19 protein-coding genes are annotated in these 18,535 nt (G+C 54.3%); 10 read left to right on the forward strand and 9 right to left on the reverse strand.

Going from position 1 to position 18,535, the window contains the following annotated elements; all coding sequences use genetic code 11:
- Window positions 1-296 precede the first annotated feature (296 nt).
- Window positions 297-2,027, reverse strand: a complete 1,731-nt coding sequence (gene argS / locus QNH99_RS09870; protein WP_109716486.1) for an arginine--tRNA ligase — start codon at window positions 2,025-2,027, stop codon at window positions 297-299.
- Window positions 2,028-2,658: 631 nt separating this feature from the next.
- On the opposite strand from argS, the gene QNH99_RS09875 reads away from it, so the two are divergent.
- Window positions 2,659-3,219 (forward strand): VOC family protein, encoded by a 561-nt coding sequence (locus tag QNH99_RS09875; protein WP_096011146.1) that lies wholly within the window; start codon window positions 2,659-2,661, stop codon window positions 3,217-3,219.
- Here the strand turns inward: QNH99_RS09875 and QNH99_RS09880 are convergent.
- Window positions 3,216-4,358, reverse strand: coding sequence for a MalY/PatB family protein (locus QNH99_RS09880; protein ID WP_283378897.1), 1,143 nt, complete (start codon window positions 4,356-4,358; stop codon window positions 3,216-3,218). The genes QNH99_RS09875 and QNH99_RS09880 overlap by 4 nt on opposite strands.
- 86 nt (window positions 4,359-4,444) lie before the next feature.
- On the opposite strand from QNH99_RS09880, the gene cutC reads away from it, so the two are divergent.
- The gene (gene cutC / locus QNH99_RS09885; protein ID WP_063879909.1) at window positions 4,445-5,197 is read left to right on the forward strand and encodes a copper homeostasis protein CutC; all 753 of its coding nucleotides are present in this window, start codon (window positions 4,445-4,447) and stop codon (window positions 5,195-5,197) included.
- A 227-nt stretch (window positions 5,198-5,424) separates the two neighbouring features.
- On the forward strand, window positions 5,425-6,267 hold the full coding sequence (locus QNH99_RS09890; RefSeq protein ID WP_063879908.1) for a hypothetical protein: 843 nt from the start codon (window positions 5,425-5,427) through the stop codon (window positions 6,265-6,267).
- A 3-nt stretch (window positions 6,268-6,270) separates the two neighbouring features.
- Here the strand turns inward: QNH99_RS09890 and QNH99_RS09895 are convergent, their stop codons facing one another.
- A complete protein-coding gene (locus tag QNH99_RS09895) occupies window positions 6,271-7,365 on the reverse strand; it encodes a glycerol dehydrogenase (RefSeq protein WP_063879907.1) in 1,095 nt (364 codons plus the stop codon).
- Between the two features lie 147 nt (window positions 7,366-7,512).
- On the opposite strand from QNH99_RS09895, the gene QNH99_RS09900 reads away from it, so the two are divergent.
- Entirely contained in the window at window positions 7,513-8,136 is a 624-nt protein-coding gene (locus QNH99_RS09900; protein WP_096011182.1) for a LysE family translocator, read from the forward strand.
- A 3-nt stretch (window positions 8,137-8,139) separates the two neighbouring features.
- On the opposite strand, the gene cmoB is transcribed toward QNH99_RS09900, so the two are convergent.
- From cmoB to QNH99_RS09920, 4 genes are all read right to left on the reverse strand, one after another.
- On the reverse strand, window positions 8,140-9,108 hold the full coding sequence (gene cmoB, locus QNH99_RS09905) for a tRNA 5-methoxyuridine(34)/uridine 5-oxyacetic acid(34) synthase CmoB (RefSeq protein WP_410517621.1): 969 nt from the start codon (window positions 9,106-9,108) through the stop codon (window positions 8,140-8,142).
- Window positions 9,105-9,833, reverse strand: coding sequence for a carboxy-S-adenosyl-L-methionine synthase CmoA (gene cmoA, locus QNH99_RS09910; protein ID WP_063879905.1), 729 nt, complete (start codon window positions 9,831-9,833; stop codon window positions 9,105-9,107). The genes cmoB and cmoA overlap by 4 nt, the downstream gene beginning before the upstream one ends.
- Window positions 9,834-9,913: 80 nt before the next feature.
- Entirely contained in the window at window positions 9,914-10,309 is a 396-nt protein-coding gene (locus QNH99_RS09915) for an MAPEG family protein (protein WP_063879904.1), read from the reverse strand.
- Between the two features lie 54 nt (window positions 10,310-10,363).
- On the reverse strand, window positions 10,364-11,185 hold the full coding sequence (locus QNH99_RS09920; protein WP_283355220.1) for a DUF72 domain-containing protein: 822 nt from the start codon (window positions 11,183-11,185) through the stop codon (window positions 10,364-10,366).
- A 220-nt stretch (window positions 11,186-11,405) separates the two neighbouring features.
- On the opposite strand from QNH99_RS09920, the gene aspS reads away from it, so the two are divergent.
- From aspS to ruvB, 6 genes are all read left to right on the forward strand, one after another.
- Window positions 11,406-13,184, forward strand: coding sequence for an aspartate--tRNA ligase (gene aspS, locus QNH99_RS09925; protein WP_283355221.1), 1,779 nt, complete (start codon window positions 11,406-11,408; stop codon window positions 13,182-13,184).
- Window positions 13,184-13,615: a dihydroneopterin triphosphate diphosphatase gene (gene nudB, locus QNH99_RS09930; RefSeq protein WP_410517622.1), complete on the forward strand. Its 432-nt coding sequence runs from the start codon at window positions 13,184-13,186 to the stop codon at window positions 13,613-13,615. Before aspS ends, nudB begins: the two co-directional genes overlap by 1 nt.
- Before the next feature lie 302 nt (window positions 13,616-13,917).
- Window positions 13,918-14,661 carry a YebC/PmpR family DNA-binding transcriptional regulator gene (locus QNH99_RS09935; protein ID WP_063879900.1) on the forward strand — a complete coding sequence of 248 codons (744 nt, stop codon included), beginning with the start codon at window positions 13,918-13,920 and terminating at the stop codon, window positions 14,659-14,661.
- A gap of 36 nt (window positions 14,662-14,697) precedes the next feature.
- Window positions 14,698-15,225, forward strand: coding sequence for a crossover junction endodeoxyribonuclease RuvC (gene ruvC / locus QNH99_RS09940; protein WP_410517623.1), 528 nt, complete (start codon window positions 14,698-14,700; stop codon window positions 15,223-15,225).
- Between the two features lie 96 nt (window positions 15,226-15,321).
- On the forward strand, window positions 15,322-15,936 hold the full coding sequence (ruvA, locus tag QNH99_RS09945) for a Holliday junction branch migration protein RuvA (protein WP_063879898.1): 615 nt from the start codon (window positions 15,322-15,324) through the stop codon (window positions 15,934-15,936).
- 8 nt (window positions 15,937-15,944) lie between these two features.
- Entirely contained in the window at window positions 15,945-16,949 is a 1,005-nt protein-coding gene (gene ruvB / locus QNH99_RS09950) for a Holliday junction branch migration DNA helicase RuvB (RefSeq protein WP_063879897.1), read from the forward strand.
- Here the strand turns inward: ruvB and znuB are convergent, their stop codons facing one another.
- Together znuB and znuC are read right to left on the reverse strand one after the other, a co-directional pair.
- The gene (gene znuB / locus QNH99_RS09955) at window positions 16,950-17,735 is read right to left on the reverse strand and encodes a zinc ABC transporter permease subunit ZnuB (protein ID WP_063879896.1); all 786 of its coding nucleotides are present in this window, start codon (window positions 17,733-17,735) and stop codon (window positions 16,950-16,952) included.
- Entirely contained in the window at window positions 17,732-18,487 is a 756-nt protein-coding gene (gene znuC, locus QNH99_RS09960) for a zinc ABC transporter ATP-binding protein ZnuC (RefSeq protein ID WP_241567537.1), read from the reverse strand. The genes znuB and znuC overlap by 4 nt, the downstream gene beginning before the upstream one ends.
- Between the last annotated feature and the right edge of the window lie 48 nt (window positions 18,488-18,535).

The raw sequence follows: 18,535 nt of genomic DNA on the forward strand, positions 1-18,535 counted from the left end.
AGACCTGATGAAATGCGGGCTTATAGTAGAGTCCGGTACTGAGAATGGCATCACGTCATGAGATTTTGCCGATAAACAGGGGATGTAGGTTGTCTGCGCCGATCGGGCTGCCGCCAGGCATGACGATGTCTTGTTTTGAGGCAATAATGTGCTGATTTATGTCGTTACCACCTTCAGGTGCGAAGACAGGCATGCAGAGAGGCGCAGAGGAAATCATGAGGCAGCGGGGGATAAGGCAGGTGGGCAGGATGACAGACAGGCGCTGAGTTTGAGTGAGGACTCAGCGCCTTAAGCAATTACATGCGATCGACGGTTTTGATACCCAGCGTATCCAGCCCCAGCTTCAGGGTTTTAGCGGTCAGGGCAGCAATCTGTAAGCGGCTCTGGCGGGTCGCGTCATCCTCTGCCGCCAGAATCGGGCAGTGTTCGTAGAAGCCAGAAAACAGACCGGCCAGGTCGTAGAGGTAAGCACACATCACATGCGGCGTGCCGTCGCGGGCAACCTGGGTGATGACCTCTTCGAACTGCAGCAGGCGCGTTGTCAGGAGGGCTTCACGATCGTCGCTCAGGGTGATGTCTGCCTGAATCGTCTCGGCCTCGATGCCCGCTTTGCGGAATACGGACAGCACACGCGTATAAGCGTACTGCATGTAGGGCGCGGTGTTACCTTCAAACGCCAGCATGTTGTCCCAGTCAAAGATGTAATCCGTGGTACGGCTTTTTGACAGGTCAGCATATTTCACTGCGCTGATGCCCACCACTTCCGCGAGCGAAACCACTTCGTCTTCGCTCATATCCGGGTTTTTTTCGCGCACCAGCGTGTAAGCACGCTGATAGGCTTCATCCAGCAGATCGGAAAGTTTAATGGTACCGCCACTGCGGGTCTTAAACGGACGACCGTCTTTGCCCAGCATCATGCCAAATGCGTGATGCTCAAGCGGGACAGATTCAGGTACATAGCCGGCTTTACGCACGATGGTCCATGCCTGCTGCAGATGCTGATGCTGGCGCGAATCGATGTAATAAATTACGCGATCGGCGTGCAGCGTCTCGTAACGGTATTTCGCACAGGCAATATCGGTTGTGGTGTAAAGATAGCCGCCGTCTTTCTTTTGAATGATGACGCCCATCGGCTCACCTTCTTTATTCTGGTATTCATCCAGAAAAACGACCGTTGCACCTTCGCTTTCGACCGCTAAGCCTTTTGCTTTCAGGTCGGCGACAATACCGGGCAACATATCGTTATAAAGGCTTTCGCCCATGACATCTTTACGGGTGAGGGTGACGTTCAGACGGTTATAAATATGCTGGTTTTGACTCATGGTGATATCAACCAGCTTTTTCCACATCTGACGGCAGTACTCGTCGCCGCCCTGTAACTTCACCACGTAGCGGCGCGCACGCTCCGCAAAATCAGGGTCTTCATCGTAGGTGCGCTTGGCTTCACGGTAAAAGCCTTCTAAGTCTGCCAGCGCCATTTCGGCGTGGTTCTCGTTTTGCTGTTTCTCAAGAAAGGCGATCAGCATACCGAACTGCGTGCCCCAGTCGCCAACGTGGTTGGCGCGGATGACGTTATGTCCCAGAAACTCCAGGGTGCGCACGGCCGCATCACCAATAATGGTGGAGCGTACGTGACCGACGTGCATCTCTTTCGCCACGTTCGGCGCAGAGTAATCCACCACCACCGTTTGGGGTTCAACGGTGCTGACACCGAGTCGCGGATGATGCAGTGCTTTTCTGGCGTTATCTGCCAGCCAGCTGCGATCGAGAAAGATATTAATGAAACCCGGTCCGGCAATCTCAACCTTGCTGGCGATACCGCTAAGGTCCAGATGTTGAATGACGGTTTCGGCTAGTTGTCGTGGCGCCTGGCCCAGTTTTTTAGCAACGGCCATAATGCCGTTTGCCTGATAATCACCAAACTGAACTTTGGCCGACTGGCGAACCTGAGGTTCACAATCGGAGGGAGCACCAGCCAGCACCATAGCCTGACTGACTTTTGCGGAAAGAAGCGCCTGAATATTCACCGGATTACCTTAAATATGCTGAGAAAAGCACGCTGACAGCGCAGCGAGCTGTCATCATCATTCTGCCGGATGGAGTGAAAAGATCAATCATCAGGCAGAACGGAAAAAATGAGGGAAAAAGTATACGTGAAATGTCAGCTTGAGTCAGTAACTGGATAAAGGCGGGGGAAACAGGCACGAAGATGTTTCCCGGCGGCGTCAGCGACGGCGTGCGTGGCGCGCGTTTTTAACACTTTTGTCTTCTCGCACCTTCCAGTGGCGCGCAAGGGCAAATCCCATCAGTGCGATCAATGTTGCAACAACGATGAGCATAGTCATAAAAACTTTCCTTATAATGGTATCAATGCAAATTTATAAGAAAGGCGACGCAGCTGCAATCAGTTCGGGATTAAATGAGACTTATCTTATTGTATTAATTATGTTCAATAAAAACATTATATTAGCTGGTGTTTATCAACTTAAGAGTGGATCTAAAAAGAAGATAACTCTGAATTAAAAACGTTATTTATTCGCTTTAGCTGAAAATAATCACCCAAATAAGATGAATCTCACCCTTTTGTCATTTACGATTCAACGTTGACAATGAGTTACGAACCTTAAGTAATTAAATTTGATCGGGAGAGAAGTAACAGTGAGTACCCCCTTTCCAGCAGAACTGGACGACTTACGCGACGATCTGGCCGCCTTTGAACAACGGTTACAAAAGTTTTCACAACGTTTGGGGTTAAAGGGTGACGAACTGCACGTTGATCACGTTGCTGTGCGCTGTCACCAAAATGCCACCGCCGAACGTTGGCAGCGGGGATTGGCACAAATGGGGCGGCAGTTCTCGGCGGCCATGATTAATGGTCGTCCTGTCTGCCTGTTTAAACTGTATCAACCTCTGGTCATTGCCAGTTGGCACATTGACGTGATTGAACTGCCGTGGCCGGGAGAGAAACGTTATCGCCATGAAGGTTGGGAGCATGTGGAAGTGGTATTGAGGGGCGAGCCAGAAACCCTTGGGATGCGTGCGATGGCGCTACTGTCTGACCACGCGCTCGCACAACCCGGTATTTCTTTTAAAACCAGCTCGCCTAAAGGGGAAAATGAGCGTCTGCCTAATCCGACCCTGGCGGTGACCGATGGGGAAACCACGATAAAATTTCACCCGTGGAGCCTGGAAGAGATCGTAGCCAGTGAGCAGTCTTAGGCGAGAGCCTCGACGGCGCGTTTAAGCCGTTTGACCGCTTCTTCCAGCAGGGCGCGCGGGCAACCGAAATTAATCCGCACAAAGCGGTCATCGCCAAAATCGCGACCCGGTGAGAATCCCAGTCCGTGCTTTTCGAAGTAAAGTGCCGGACTGGCCACCGGCAAGGCGCTGGCATCGATCCAGCCAAGATAGCTGCCTTCGGGGGATGTCATTGAGAGCCCGGGCAGCGCATTCACCTGAGAAACCAGCCAGTCGCGATTACCCCGCAAATATTCAAGCTGTGCATCAAGCCAGTCATCATTGTCGCGCCAGGCAACCTCGGCAGCGACCAGCGCCAGAATATCCACCGAGGGCACAATGCCCTGACGCACGGCGGTAAAACGTGCGCGCAGTTCGGGGTTGGGGATGATGGCGACGGAGGCGCCCAGGCCCGCAATATTAAAGGTTTTTGAGGGGGACAGCAGCGTGACGCTGCGCTGGGCAGCATCATCGCTCAGCGAGGCAAATGGAATATGCTGCAAGCCCGGCGTTAACAGCAGATCGCAATGAATTTCATCAGAACACACGAGTAAATCATGCTGTTGGGCAAATGCCAGCTGTGCCTCCAGTTCCTCCCGACGATAAACGGTGCCGCCTGGGTTCTGAGGATTACAGAGCATCAACAGCTTTTTGTCCTGCATCTTTCCCTCCGCTGCGCGCAGATCCATCACCCAACGTCCTTGCTGCAAGGTTAATGGCAGGCTCAGCTGATCGCGCTCTGCCAGTCTGGCGGCCGAACGGAAAGGGGGATAAATCGGTAAGGGGGCAACGGTGCCTTGCTGTGGCGAGGTAAAGGCCCGAACCGACAGATTTAAGCCGCAGACCACGCCGGGTAAAACCACTATCCATTCGGGATCAACCTGCCAGTGATAGCGCGATGCACAACGTGCGATCAGCGCTTTTATCAGGCCGTGAGGCGCATCACCGTAACCAAAAACGCCGTGGTCAACGCGACTTTTAATGGCTTCAATGATCGACTCAGGCGATCGAAAATCGGTATCGGCGACCCACAGTGGCAGAATATCCTGACCCGCATATTTGTGCCATTTAAGACTATCACTGTGACGGCGGTCTATCCGTTGGTCAAAATTGAATGTCATAGTTAGTTTTCCACGTAAACTGTTCTAAGGGATAAGCATACCTGACGAATTTGGCGTGAACAGGAAGCCATGTAAAGGAGAAGAGAATGACCACACTGGAAATTTGTTGCTATGGCGTGGATTGTGCATTAACCGCCCAGCAGGCGGGAGCCGATCGCATTGAGCTTTGCGCGGCGCCACGTGAAGGCGGACTGACGCCTTCTGCAGGCATGCTGGAAGTCGCCCGTCGTGACATTTCTGTTCCGGTGCATCCTATCGTTCGCCCGCGCGGCGGCGACTTTTGCTATTCCAGCCGTGAATTTGAAACGATGAAGTCAGACGTAGCACGCATCCGTGAACTGGGGTTCCCGGGCATCGTGCTGGGTATGTTGGATGAAGATGCCAATATCCACGCCAGCCAGATGCGCCAGATTATGGCGCTTTGCGACGGTATGGCGGTGACCTTTCATCGCGCCTTTGATTTGTGCCATCGGCCTAAGCGATCGCTTGAGGTGCTGACGGACTTCGGCGTCCGGCGCATCCTGACCTCTGGCCAGCAACAAAGTGCGGAAAACGGAATTGCATTATTGAGGGAACTTAATGAATACAGCACAGGTCCAATCATTATGGCCGGTGCTGGGGTACGTCTCAGCAACCTGCAAAAGTTTCTTGATGCGGATATCCGCGAGGTACACAGCTCGGCCAGCCACCTTGTGGCATCGCCGATGCGCTACCGCAAAGCGGGTGTCTCCATGTGTTCCGAAGCCGAAATTGATGAGTTCAGCCGTTACTGCGTCGACAGCGATGTCGTTGAAGCAATGAAAAGCGTGATGCAGATGAATACCGCCCGAGTGGCCTGACTCACTACCAGTTTTGCCGCGCAGCACGCCGTTTGATGACGTGATGTTTGCAAGTACCAAACCCCAGCACATTTGCTGGGGTATTTTTTGTCCAAAATTCCGTCAGGACGCCTCTGGGATGGCCTGTGAGGCAATCGTGCTGTCAAAATAATTCTGCTTTCCTTCATCAGTCGGTTCCTGCTATTTAAGGTAAACCGTTAACGACATTGACGTCCGAGGCTCATACCATGCGATGCGTTCTGCTGTCCGCTGTAATCACCCTGATTTCATTCCCCTCTTCATGGGCAGCAGCATGCCAGCCACACAATAAAGCGGTGACCAACAGCAATAACTGGATTCTGCTGGGCGGTAGCGCAAAGGGTGAGGTACGTCAGGTCATCGCCGGTGAGTTTGGCAAAGACGTTAATTCACAAAAGCGGGTGCTGGGGCAGTTCGACCGCTGTGGCGATCTGCTGGTGGCCGATATCAGCTACGACAAAAATGAGCGTAATGTCATCCTGAGTATGGAGCAACACCTGGTGCGGGTTCAGGGCGGCTGGGTCGCGGAATATGCCTATCTGGTTAAAGTGTTAAAGCAGGGTAGCGAAGTGGTGGTGGATAATCGCCAGGGCACGATTAACTGGCAGAAGGGTAAAAACGGCAACATCATCAGCGCGTCAGATAAATTTATCAGCATGGGCAAAGACGGTTTTACCGATACGACTTACCGTTATGACAACGGCTTCCGTTTGCTGAAAAGTGTTGCGCGGGGAACCGATCCCGTCAGTAACGGTGAATACCGTTATCAATGGAATTCGCAAGGTCTGGTAACGCGTTCGACCTCGGCCCGTCGCAAAGATACTTACACCTACGACAAGCAGGCGCGGGAACTGCGCCTGAATGGCACCGCGACGACCGACGTCAGCACCTTGCGCTCCGTGGATGAATGCCAGTTTTGGGATGAAAAGGGCAATTGCACGCTGAGTTATCTGAATGAAACCGAAGTGTTCGAAAAAGGGACCATTCAACGTCACCTCAGCGCGGTCTATAAATACCAGTACTGGGATAACCCCGCTGAGGCGACGGAATAGCGATTATTTTACCGTCTGACTAAAGGCATCCAACCCCAGCAGCGCATGGGCAATCTGCTCCGGTGCCAGGTTGGGGTTAAGGTTTTTCAGCGTATCGCCTTCACTGTTGGCCAGCGCCCCTATTTTTACCAGATTCTCCCAACTTACCCCGTCCAGATGCATCTCTTTCAGCGTTGTTGGCATATTGATCGAGCGGTAGAAACGGATGTAGCGGGCAATTTCCTCATCGGGACGCTGCTCCAGTACCATCTGGGTTAAGGTGCCGTAGGCCACTTTCTCGCCGTGAGTGAGGTGGTGAATATCGCCTTCGATGGCGGTAAAACCATTGTGAATGGCGTGCGCGCCTGCCAGACCAGCATTCTCAAACCCCAGTCCTGACAGCAAGGTATTCGCTTCCACCACCGCCTCGACCGCAGGCGTCACGCGTTTTTCTTTAACGGCCACATAGGCGCTGTAGCCCCACGTTAATAAGGTCTCTTCGCAGGCGCGGGCGATTGCCAGCCCGGCGATGGTCGGATCGCCATTCACCATCGATTTAGCATGGCTACGGGCTACTGCCTGGGCTTCGACCCAGGTGGCCAGACCATCCGCAATGCCCGAGGCAAATAAGCGAGCAGGCGCGGCGGCGCAGACTGCAGTATCGACCAAAACCAAATCCGGGTTTTTACTGTAGAAGCGATAGCTTTCAAAGACGCCGCTGTCAGAATAGATCACCGACAGGGCACTACAGGGCGCATCGGTGGAGGCAATCGTCGGGACGATAACCACCGGTTGCTTGAGTTCATCGGCAACTGCTTTAACGGTATCCAGCGTTTTACCGCCACCCAGCCCAATCACCACGTTACAGCCTTGTTGCTGTGCCTGCTGGCTGAGGCGGGTGATTTCATTACTGGACGCTTCACCATTGAACTGCTGGCGAATAACCTTCACGCCCGCCTGGGTCAGCGTAGAGTGCGCCCGCTCACCGACCAGTCCCCAGACGACATCGTCTGCCACCACAAAAGCATGATTACCCAGCTCGGCGACATAGTTTCCCAGTTCATCGAGTACGCCAGCACCTTGCACATATTTGCGGGGTGAAGAGAAAATAAATTTCATAAACGTTGCTCCTGGTTACATAAATGAAGGCCGTTACCGGCCCGAAGATAAAGCCCTTAAAAAGAATAGCAGCTAATGCTTTTTTGCTGGCTGTACAGACAGAAATGCGCTTGATATCGTGAGTCGGTGTTTATCGGGGATTCGCATATGACGGCTTCTTTACTCTCTTTCCTGTTTGCTATTGTGATTTTGACCCTGACACCGGGATTTGATACCGCCTTAATCCTGCGGTCGGCAGCGGCACAAGGCTGGCGGCGCGCCAGCGCCACGGCATTGGGCGTGGCCTCAGGGTGTTTGTTGTGGGGGATAGCGGTGGGGCTGGGATTGGGCGCGCTGCTGCTGGCCTCTGAAATGGCTTACAACCTGTTGAAGTGGATAGGTGCGGCCTACTTACTTTATCTGGGCGTCAAGCTGCTGTGGCACCCACGCACCCAGAGCGCGTCGCTGCCTGCTGAAGCCGTGGCTCAGCAAAGCCATCTGGTCTGCTTTAGCCGTGGCTTGCTGGGTAATCTGCTGAATCCCAAAGTCGGCGTTTTCTATGTGACATTTTTGCCACAGTTTATTCCGCAGGGTGCTTCCGTGGCGATCTGGTGCAGCCTGATGGCGTTGACGCATATGCTGGTGGGATTGGCCTGGAGCACGGTGCTGATCGGCAGCAGCCATTATTTTGCTGAGCAGTTAAAACGGCCTCGGGTACTGAAGGTCATGGACCGTTTAACCGGCTGTGTATTTATAGGCTTTGCGGCGAAACTGGCGCTGTCTCGCCGCTGAGGGCTACGGTTTTGTGGCAACCAGCACGGCGCGCAGCGGGGCTGGATAACCTTCAACGGTTTTGCTGCTGTCGTCGGGGTCGAGGAACTCGGCCAGTGATTCACTGGTCATCCAGTCGGTACGACGCTGCTCTTCGGTGGAGGTCAGGGCGAAATCAACAATACGCACGTCAACAAAACCGCACTTCTCCAGCCAGCTTTTCAGCGCCTCAGCCGAGGGGATAAAATAGACGTTGCGCATCTGCGCATAGCGTTCGCCTGGCACCAGTACCTGATTCACATCGCCTTCGATCACCAGCGTTTCCAGTACCAGTTCGCCGCCGTTCACCAGCTGATTTTTTAACTGGAGAAGGTGGTCAAGCGGGGAGCGACGGTGATACAGCACGCCCATGGAAAACACCGTATCAAATGCCTGAAGAACCGGCAGTTGTTCAATGCCGAGCGGCAGCAAATGGGCGCGCCGATCGTCATTCAGCAGTTTACGCACGGCTTCGAACTGGCATAAAAACAGCTGCATGGGATCGATACCTACCACCAGATGCGCGCCCGCACCAATCATGCGCCACATGTGATAGCCACTGCCACAACCGACATCCAGCACGGTTCGTCCGGCCAGCGATGAAATATGAGGCAGCACGCGCTCCCATTTCCAGTCCGAACGCCATTCGGTATTAATCTCAGTCCCATACAGAGAATAGGGGCCTTTACGCCACGGAATCAGGTTTCGCAGCAGTTTCTCAATGCCCTGACGATGACGATCGCTGATATCATCACGATCGGCGCTCACACTATTCAGCAGATCCAGCCGCTGGGGTTCCAGCAGCGGTAAATATTCCAGCGATTTGTACCAGTCACGGAAATGTCCATGCAAATTTTCCCGCTGCCAGTCGCTGATCTGTGCGGGCAGCACTTCCAGCCATTTTGCCAGGGGGCCAACGGCGATTTGCTGATAAAAACGGCCAAAGTCGATCATTTTAATGCCACCAACGAACCAAAATTAAAGCACTGAAACCATAATTCAGCATGGGAAAACCCCGCCTGCTTCAGGCGCGCCTTGTGCGCTTCCACGCTGTCGGTCAGCATGACATTTTCCAGCATGCTGCGCTTCTGGCTGATTTCCAGCTCGCTGTAACCGTTGGCACGCTTAAAGTCATGGTGCATGTTAAACAGCAGTTCGCCGACCTCAGGATCTTCAAAGCTAAACTTCTCAGAAAGCACCAGCGCACCACCGGGATTCAGCCCCTGCCAGATTTTACTCAACAGCGTAAGACGGGCCGGTGGCTCAAGAAACTGCAGGGTGAAATTGAGCACGACCAGAGAGGCGTTCTCAATCTCAATGTCACAGATATCCGCTTCAACCACGCTAACCGGCGTATCGGCGCGAAAGGCATCGATATGGCGGCGGCAGCGCTCGACCATGGCCGGAGAGTTGTCCACGGCAATAATCTGGCAGCCGGGCACGTGAATATTGCGGCGCACCGAGAGCGTGGCGGCACCTAATGAGCAGCCAAGGTCAAACACCTGGCTGTTGGGCTGGACGAACCGTTCAGCCAGCATCCCAATCATCGAAATAATATTGGAATAGCCGGGCACCGAGCGCTGAATCATGTCGGGAAACACTTCAGCTACACGTTCGTCAAAAGTCCAGTCGCCCAGTTTTGCAATGGGCGCAGAAAAGAGTTGATCGCGATCAGACATATCGAAAATCCGAAGAGACAGCGGAAAGGGCGCTATTCTGGCAGAAACTGCCGCGGCCTGCACCCTTTAAGCCGCGAACATTAATGCAGGGTGAGCACCAACTGCCAGGGGAGATAAATGAGATTAAAAACCACCATTCCGCACAGGGCAAACAGCGTCAGCATCATGCCATATTTGCGGCCGCTCATGGCGTCATTGCGCAACCCATAAGCGTGCAGGAAACGGCCAATAAAAAACAGGATGCCCGTCAGGTGAACCATCCAGACATCTGCGCCGTTCATTTCCAGCGTCACGAGTAGCAGCAACGCCAGGGGAATCGTTTCAATGGCATTGCCGTGAATACGGATAGCCATATTCAGGTCGTGATGGCCGCCATCCCCAAAGGCAACCTTGTGCTGACGCCGAAAGCGAACGACGTTGAGCGTGAACTTCATTATCAGTAAAGCACCTATAACCACATATAACGCGCTGATCATCATTGATTCCTTTTTTATCGATATCACCAGAGGGGGCGAGGCTGCCCATTGCTATCAGAATAGCGAATCCTGTTGCGGCCAGTCAGGTCCGGGACCGATGCTGGCATCAATTTTTTGGAGTTCTGGCCATAAAGCCTGCACCAGCGGAAAAACCTGTCCCATATCCGGCGTGTGAATAAACACCAGCGGTTCACTCTGGGTGTGCCATTCCGCCAGCTTTGCCAGCCAGATGTGAAACAGTGGCAGGCTTTCTTCCAGATTGTCGCTGCCGACAAAGCGAATCATGGGCCGCGAACCGGTCAACAGCGCATGCGGCGGAACGCGAGGCTTTTGCTGACGGGCGTGAAGCGCTGCCGGACTTTGCGAAGTGGAACTATGAACCGGGCGGCTGTCCAGGACCACGCGATTCACGCCACGCTGCAGCAAACCGCGGTTCAGGGCGCGTTCTGCCTCACCTTTGGCAAAAAACGCGGCATGACGCACTTCTACGCCATAGGAAAAATGCGCCGGTAAGCTGTCCAGAAAGCGCCAGAGATCGTTCAACTGGGCGGGCGAAAAGCTGGCAGGCAGCTGTAACCAGTACTGACCAATGCGATCGGCGAGCGGTGTCATCAGGCGAAAAAAGTCGGTGACTAAATCGTCAGTATTTTGCAGAGCTGCCTGATGGCTAATGCTGCTGGGAAACTTAAAACAGAAACGAAACTGGTCATGTGTCATATCCCGCCAGCGCAGGACCGTTTCGGTATCCGGCAGCGCATACAGCGTGGTATTGCCCTCCACCGTGCCGAAATAACGCGCATAGTCAGCCAGGGTTTCGATGCCCCATCGCTTCCAGTGCGCATGGTGCCATTGTGGCAAACCAATACGAAGTGTCACGCCTGACTCCCGCCGTTGAGTGTGATAGTAATTATCCTGTAAGGCAGTATATTGACGCAAACCGGTGAAAAGCGAACAGGAAATGCCGCGCTTTAACGTGGCTCCACTTATCCTGTTTGCCTTTTTCCATTATAATAGCGGCCTTTTTTACGACAGCACCTCATCAGGTTACGCGGCCCGGTGCTGTCAGCTGCAGCGGCGAAGTTAAAAGGATAGTGTTATGCGTACAGAGTATTGTGGACAGCTCAATCTGTCTCATGTAGGTCAGCAAGTCACGCTTTGCGGCTGGGTCAACCGCCGTCGCGATCTGGGAAGCCTGATTTTTATCGATATGCGCGACCGTGAAGGTATTGTGCAGGTATTTTTTGATCCCGATCGTCAGGATGCATTCAAGCTGGCTTCTGAACTGCGTAACGAATTCTGTATTCAGATCAGCGGTACTGTGCGTGCGCGTGACGGGAAAAACAAAAATGCCGATATGGCGACCGGTGAAATCGAAGTGTTTGCCGAAACGCTGAATATCATTAACCGTTCCGAACCGCTCCCGCTCGATTCCAATCAGAACAACAGCGAAGAAGCGCGTCTGAAGTACCGCTATCTGGATCTGCGTCGCCCGGAAATGGTGGAGCGCTTAAAGACCCGTGCGAAAATCACCAGCTTTGTGCGTCGCTTTATGGATGAGGCGGGCTTCCTGGATATTGAAACGCCGATGCTGACGAAGGCCACGCCGGAAGGCGCGCGTGATTACCTGGTGCCGAGCCGCGTGCACAAAGGGAAGTTCTACGCACTGCCGCAGTCACCGCAGCTGTTTAAGCAGTTGCTGATGATGTCGGGTTTTGACCGCTATTATCAGATCGTCAAATGCTTCCGTGATGAAGATTTACGCGCTGACCGCCAGCCTGAATTTACGCAAATCGACGTGGAAACCTCCTTCCTGACCGCGCCGCAGGTGCGTGAGATTATGGAACGCATGATCCGCGAACTCTGGCAGAGCGTGAAGGGCGTGGACCTCGGTGAGTTTCCGCAGATGACCTTTGCCGAAGCCATGCATCGCTACGGGTCTGACAAACCGGACCTGCGTAACCCGATGGAACTGGTGGATGTTGGCGATCTGCTGAAAACGGTGGAATTCCAGGTGTTCTCCGGCCCGGCTAACGACGAGAAAGGCCGTGTTGCCGCGCTGCGCGTTCCAGGCGGTGCGCAGCTGAGCCGTAAACAGATTGATGAATACGGCAAGTTTGTCGAGATCTACGGTGCCAAAGGTCTGGCATGGATGAAGGTAAATGAACGCGCGAACGGTCTGGATGGCGTGCAGAGTCCGGTGGCGAAATTCCTTAACGCTGAGATCGTCGAAACCGTTCTCAGCCGCACCGGCGCTCAGGATGGCGATATCCTCTTCTTCGGTGCCGATCGTGCCAAAGTGGTGGCGGATGCGTTAGGCGCACTGCGTCTGAAAGTGGGCCGCGACCTGCAGATCACCGATGAGAAAGCCTGGGCACCGCTGTGGGTTATCGACTTCCCGATGTTTGAAGAAGATGATGAAGGTGGCCTGGCCGCAATGCACCACCCGTTCACCGCACCGAAAGCGATGAGTGCGGAACAGCTGGCGGCCGATCCTACCCAGGCCGTAGCGAATGCTTACGACATGGTGATCAACGGCTATGAAGTGGGCGGCGGTTCTGTGCGTATCCATAACGGTAAAATGCAGCAGACGGTGTTTAGCATTCTGGGCATAGAAGAGCATGAACAGCGTGAGAAGTTTGGCTTCCTGCTGGATGCACTCAAGTACGGCACGCCGCCGCATGCTGGCCTGGCCTTTGGTCTGGATCGTCTGACCATGCTGTTAACCGGTACCGATAATATTCGTGACGTTATCGCCTTCCCGAAAACCACGGCAGCGGCCTGTATGATGACTGAAGCGCCAAGCGAAGCCAATCCGGCCTCACTGCTTGAATTAGGCATTCAGGTGGTGAGGAAAGATAAGCTTGAGAATAAGTAATGCCGTATAAACATCCGGTTTCTGTGTTAGTGGTGATTGTTGCGCAGGACAGTGGCCGGGTGTTAATGCTGCAGCGCCGTGACGACCCGGACTTTTGGCAATCGGTCACCGGCAGCCTTGAAGCGGATGAAGTGCCGCTTAAGGCCGCTGAGCGCGAAGTGGGTGAGGAATTAGGCATTGATGTGCAGGCCGAGCAGCTAACGATAGAAGACTGTCAGCGTGAAATCGACTTTGAGATTTTCCCGCACTATCGGCATCGTTACGCGCCCGGCACCACGCACAATCGTGAGCACTGGTTCAGGTTGACCTTACCGACTGAGCGCGACCTGCTGCTCACTGAGCATCTTGCCGCGCGCTGGCTTGAGCCTGCCGCCGCCGCGGCCCTCACTAAGTCCTGGAGTAATCGTCAGGCGATTGAAGAATTTATTTGAATGCTTGCCGCAACGCGTTATTTGCGCGGCGAATGCATTAAGTTTTATGAAGCGGGTAAGTTTTCACACAACGTCACCAACGCATTGAACAGTCGAGCGTAATCGGCGCAGCGAGGCCGGTTACCGCCAGCGTACCGCAACCGACGCGTACTTAAGTACGTGAGGATGACGGGTGATGCTCGCCCCTTCGGGGCCGCCTTTTCCGGGCGTTCAGGTTGTCTGCAACCTGAGTGAGCACTGGCGGGAGTCGGGGTCGCACGTCAGATAGCTCGGGCGAAATAAAAGATTGGAGAGAAAGTAAGATGGCTGGACACAGTAAATGGGCGAATACCAAGCACCGCAAGGCGGCACAGGACGCCAAGCGCGGTAAAATCTTCACCAAAATAATTCGTGAGCTGGTCACGGCGGCCAAACTGGGCGGCGGCGATCCTGGCTCGAACCCGCGCCTGCGTGCGGCGATGGATAAAGCGCTGTCCAACAACATGACGCGTGACACCATGAACCGGGCGATTGCACGCGGCGTGGGCGGTGAAGATGATTCCAATATGGAAACCATCATTTATGAAGGTTACGGTCCTGGCGGGTCAGCCGTGATGATTGAGTGCCTGAGTGACAACCGCAACCGCACCGTTGGTGAAGTGCGTCATGCCTTCACCAAAACCGGCGGCAACCTGGGCACCGACGGCTCCGTGGCCTATCTGTTCAGCAAAAAAGGCGTGATCTCCTACGCACCGGGACATGATGAAGATGCGGTCATGGAAGCGGCGCTGGAAGCTGGCGCAGAAGATGTGGTCAGTTACGATGACGGTGCCATCGACGTGTTTACCGCGTGGGAAGAGATGGGTGCAGTGCGTGATGCGCTGGAAGCGGCTGGCCTGAAAGCCGACACGGCCGAAGTGGCGATGATCCCGTCAACCAAAGCGGAAATGGATGCGGAAACGGCCCCCAAACTGCTGCGTCTTATCGATATGCTGGAAGACTGTGATGACGTGCAGGAGGTTTACCATAACGGTGAAATCTCCGACGAGGTGGCGGAAACGCTTTAATGCTGTACTGCCGCACGCTCAGGCTGGAGACGCGTTATGTCGATTATTTTGGGGATTGACCCCGGCTCACGCGTTACCGGTTATGGGGTGATTCGTCAGACCGGTCGCCAGCTCACTTATCTGGGCAGCGGCTGTATTCGTACCAACACAACGGAATTACCAGCACGTCTCAAGCTGATCTATGCCGGGGTCTGCGAAATCATTACGCAGTTTTCCCCGGATTTTTTCGCGATAGAACAGGTTTTTATGGCGAAGAATGCGGATTCTGCCCTGAAGCTGGGGCAGGCGCGAGGTGCAGCTATCGTGGCGGCGGTTAACCATGATTTGCCGGTATTCGAATATGCGGCGCGTCAGGTGAAGCAAACGGTGGTGGGCACAGGTAGTGCGGAAAAAAGCCAGGTTCAGCATATGGTCAAATCCCTGCTGAAACTGGCGGCGAATCCGCAGGCCGATGCCGCCGATGCACTGGCAATCGCCATCACGCACTGCCACGTTGCACAAAACGCGGCGCGCATGAGTGACAGCAAGCTGGTGCTGAGCCGTGGCAGATTGCGCCAGAGTTAACAGCAACCGCAGCGTAATCGCTATCAGGCTGGATATTCATCCAGCCTTTTTTATGGTATAAATTCCGCCACATACTTTGGATAAGGAAGGCATCAGGTGATTGGTCGTTTACGGGGCATTATTCTGGAAAAGCAGCCGCCGCTGGTGCTGCTTGAGGCGCATGGCGTCGGCTATGAAGTACATATGCCAATGACCTGTTTTTATGAGCTGCCTGATCTTAATCACGAAGCGGTGATCTTCACCCAATTTGTGGTACGTGAAGATGCGCAACTGCTGTTTGGGTTTAACAGCAAGCAGGAACGCGCGCTGTTCCGCGAGTTAATTAAAGTGAACGGCGTTGGCCCTAAGCTGGCGCTGGCGATTCTGTCGGGCATGTCGGCACAGCAGTTTGTCACGGCAGTGGAAAAAGAAGAGATCGCCGCGCTGGTTAAACTGCCGGGCGTGGGCAAGAAAACCGCTGAACGTCTGGTGGTGGAAATGAAAGATCGCTTTAAAGGCATGCATGGCGATCTGTTCGGCGGGGATTCGGCCTTTACGCTTACCACGCCTGGCCCGGAGCCGGAGACCAACGACGCAGAAGCGGAAGCGGTTGCAGCGCTGGTTTCACTGGGTTATAAACCGCAGGAAGCGAGCCGTATGATCAGCAAAGTTGGCCGCCCTGATGCGGATTGCGAAACGTTGATCCGTGAAGCGCTCCGCGCTGCTATTTGAGGTAATTCATGATTGAAGCCGATCGCCTGATCTCCGCTGTCAGCATTAACGAAGAAGAGGGCCTCGACCGCGCTATTCGTCCGAAAATGCTGACCGAATATGTGGGCCAGCCTCAGGTGCGCGAGCAGATGGAAATTTTCATCAAGGCTGCGCAACTGCGTGGCGATGCGCTGGATCATTTGCTGATTTTTGGTCCGCCCGGATTGGGTAAAACCACACTGGCCAATATTGTGGCAAACGAGATGGGCGTTAATCTGCGCACAACCTCTGGCCCGGTGCTGGAGAAAGCGGGCGATCTGGCGGCGATGCTGACCAACCTCGAACCTCACGATGTGTTGTTTATTGATGAGATCCACCGCCTTTCGCCGGTGGTGGAAGAGGTCCTTTATCCGGCCATGGAAGATTACCAACTGGATATTATGATTGGCGAAGGCCCGGCAGCGCGCTCAATCAAACTGGATCTGCCGCCCTTTACCCTGATCGGTGCCACGACGCGGGCAGGCTCGCTGACCTCGCCCTTGCGCGATCGCTTCGGCATCGTACAGCGTCTGGAGTTTTATCAGGTAAAAGATCTCCAGCATATCGTAGGCCGGAGTGCCGCCTGCCTTGGCCTGGCGCTGAGCGAAGAAGCCGCGCTGGAAATTGCCCGCCGCTCTCGGGGCACACCACGTATCGCCAATCGCCTGCTGCGTCGGGTACGCGATTTTGCGGAGGTGCGTGCAAATGGTCTTCTGAGCGGCGAGGTGTCGGTAACAGCACTCAATATGTTGAATGTGGACAGTGAAGGCTTCGACTATATGGATCGTAAACTGTTGCTGGCCATTATTGATAAATTCACCGGCGGCCCGGTGGGGCTGGACAACCTGGCGGCGGCGATTGGTGAAGAGCGGGAAACGATCGAAGATGTCATCGAGCCATTCTTGATTCAACAGGGCTTTATTCAGCGCACACCGCGCGGCCGGATGGCCACGCAGCATGCCTATCGCCACTTTGGTATCACCAAAGACGCGTGATTACAGCGCCGGTTTGCGCACCATGCTGAGCATAAAAAGTATGGCTGCGCACAGCACCACTGAAGGGCCGGCAGGCGTGTCATAAAACGCCGAGAAGGTTAATCCACCGGTTACCGCTATGATCCCAATCAGTACGGCGACCGCCGCCATCATTTCAGGTGAACGGGCAAAGCGCCGGGCAGTGGCGGCCGGAATAATCAGCAGCGATGTGATGATCAGTGCGCCAACAAATTTCATCGCCACACCAATGGTCAACGCGGTTACCAGCATCAGCATCAGTCGGGTGCGTTGAATATTGACGCCGTCAACCTGAGCCAGCTCCGGGCTGATGGTCATCGACAACAGTGCGCGCCACTGCCAGGCCATCACGGCCAGGACGAACAGCACGCCAGCCGCCATTGCCCACAGATCGCTAGGCGTTACCGCCAGCAAATCACCAAACAGATAGGCCATCAAATCCACCCGGACATTCGACATCAGGCTCACCACGACCAGCCCAAGTGAGAGTGCACTGTGTGCCATAATCCCCAGCAGCGTATCAATCGCCAGATGTGGGCGGCGTTCCAGCCAGACCAAACCCAACGCCAGACAGACCGTTACCATGATCACGGCGTAATAGGGATTGACGTTGAGCAGTAAACCAAAGGCGACACCGAGCAGTGAGGCATGCGCCAGGGTATCGCCGAAATAGGACATCTTGCGCCAGACGACAAACGAGCCCAGTGGACCGGCCGCCAGCGCCAGCATCACGCCGCCCAGCCAGCCCGGAAGCAGTAATTCAATCATGATGGACCCGGTCCTTTGCGTAATACGATACGTCCCTGAAGATCGTGACGGTGATTATGATGATGACGATAGATAGCCAGTTCCTGCGCGCCACGCGGTCCAAACATCGCGATAAACTCCGGATGCTGTGACACCGCTTCAGGCGTACCTGAACAGCAAATATGATGGTTAAGACAGAGCACTTCATCCGTTTTTGCCATGACTAAATGCAAATCATGGGAAACCATCAGCACGGCACAATTCAGTTCATGACGCAGCTGATTGATCAGATCGTAAAGCGCGACTTGCCCGTTAACATCCACGCCCTGAGTCGGTTCATCCAGCACCAGCAACTGAGGCTGACTGAGCAGGGCGCGGGCCAGTAACACGCGCTGGGTTTCGCCGCCCGACAGTTTCTGCAACGGTGATTTCAGCAGGTGTCCGGCCTGAACGCGCTTCAGGGCCGGCAAAATATCCTGATTACGGGCGCCGCGTGACAAACGCATAAACCGCTCGACCGTCACCGGCAGCGTAGGATCGATATGCAGTTTCTGTGGCACGTAACCGATACGCAAGTCCGCACTTCGGCGAACCTGACCGGACGTGGGCGCAAGCAGGCCAAGTACCACCCGAACCAGCGTCGATTTACCCGCGCCGTTAGGACCCAGCAGCGTTAAAATTTTACCAGGATGAAGTTCTAAACTCACGCCAGATAACACCGGGCGCTGATCAAAACTAATGGATACGTTCTCAAGTGTGACAAGTGATGGCATAAGATTTACAGGTTGCACAGAATTTCGAATGTTATAATATCACATCCA

The organism is Pantoea allii (assembly GCF_046529425.1).
GTDB lineage: Bacteria > Pseudomonadota > Gammaproteobacteria > Enterobacterales > Enterobacteriaceae > Pantoea > Pantoea allii.

Bases quoted from the DNA above. Each gene is read 5' to 3' on its own strand.
- cutC (WP_063879909.1), top strand. From the start codon at position 4,445: ATGACCACACTGGAAATTTGTTGCTATGGCGTGGATTGTGCATTAACC.
- QNH99_RS09880 (WP_283378897.1), bottom strand. From the start codon at position 4,358: ATGACATTCAATTTTGACCAACGGATAGACCGCCGTCACAGTGATAGT.
- aspS (WP_283355221.1), top strand. From the start codon at position 11,406: ATGCGTACAGAGTATTGTGGACAGCTCAATCTGTCTCATGTAGGTCAG.
- ruvC (WP_410517623.1), top strand. From the start codon at position 14,698: ATGTCGATTATTTTGGGGATTGACCCCGGCTCACGCGTTACCGGTTAT.
- znuC (WP_241567537.1), bottom strand. From the start codon at position 18,487: ATGCCATCACTTGTCACACTTGAGAACGTATCCATTAGTTTTGATCAG.
- cmoA (WP_063879905.1), bottom strand. From the start codon at position 9,833: ATGTCTGATCGCGATCAACTCTTTTCTGCGCCCATTGCAAAACTGGGC.
- cmoB (WP_410517621.1), bottom strand. From the start codon at position 9,108: ATGATCGACTTTGGCCGTTTTTATCAGCAAATCGCCGTTGGCCCCCTG.
- QNH99_RS09915 (WP_063879904.1), bottom strand. From the start codon at position 10,309: ATGATCAGCGCGTTATATGTGGTTATAGGTGCTTTACTGATAATGAAG.
- QNH99_RS09900 (WP_096011182.1), top strand. From the start codon at position 7,513: ATGACGGCTTCTTTACTCTCTTTCCTGTTTGCTATTGTGATTTTGACC.
- QNH99_RS09890 (WP_063879908.1), top strand. From the start codon at position 5,425: ATGCGATGCGTTCTGCTGTCCGCTGTAATCACCCTGATTTCATTCCCC.
- ruvB (WP_063879897.1), top strand. From the start codon at position 15,945: ATGATTGAAGCCGATCGCCTGATCTCCGCTGTCAGCATTAACGAAGAA.
- znuB (WP_063879896.1), bottom strand. From the start codon at position 17,735: ATGATTGAATTACTGCTTCCGGGCTGGCTGGGCGGCGTGATGCTGGCG.
- QNH99_RS09935 (WP_063879900.1), top strand. From the start codon at position 13,918: ATGGCTGGACACAGTAAATGGGCGAATACCAAGCACCGCAAGGCGGCA.
- QNH99_RS09895 (WP_063879907.1), bottom strand. From the start codon at position 7,365: ATGAAATTTATTTTCTCTTCACCCCGCAAATATGTGCAAGGTGCTGGC.
- nudB (WP_410517622.1), top strand. From the start codon at position 13,184: ATGCCGTATAAACATCCGGTTTCTGTGTTAGTGGTGATTGTTGCGCAG.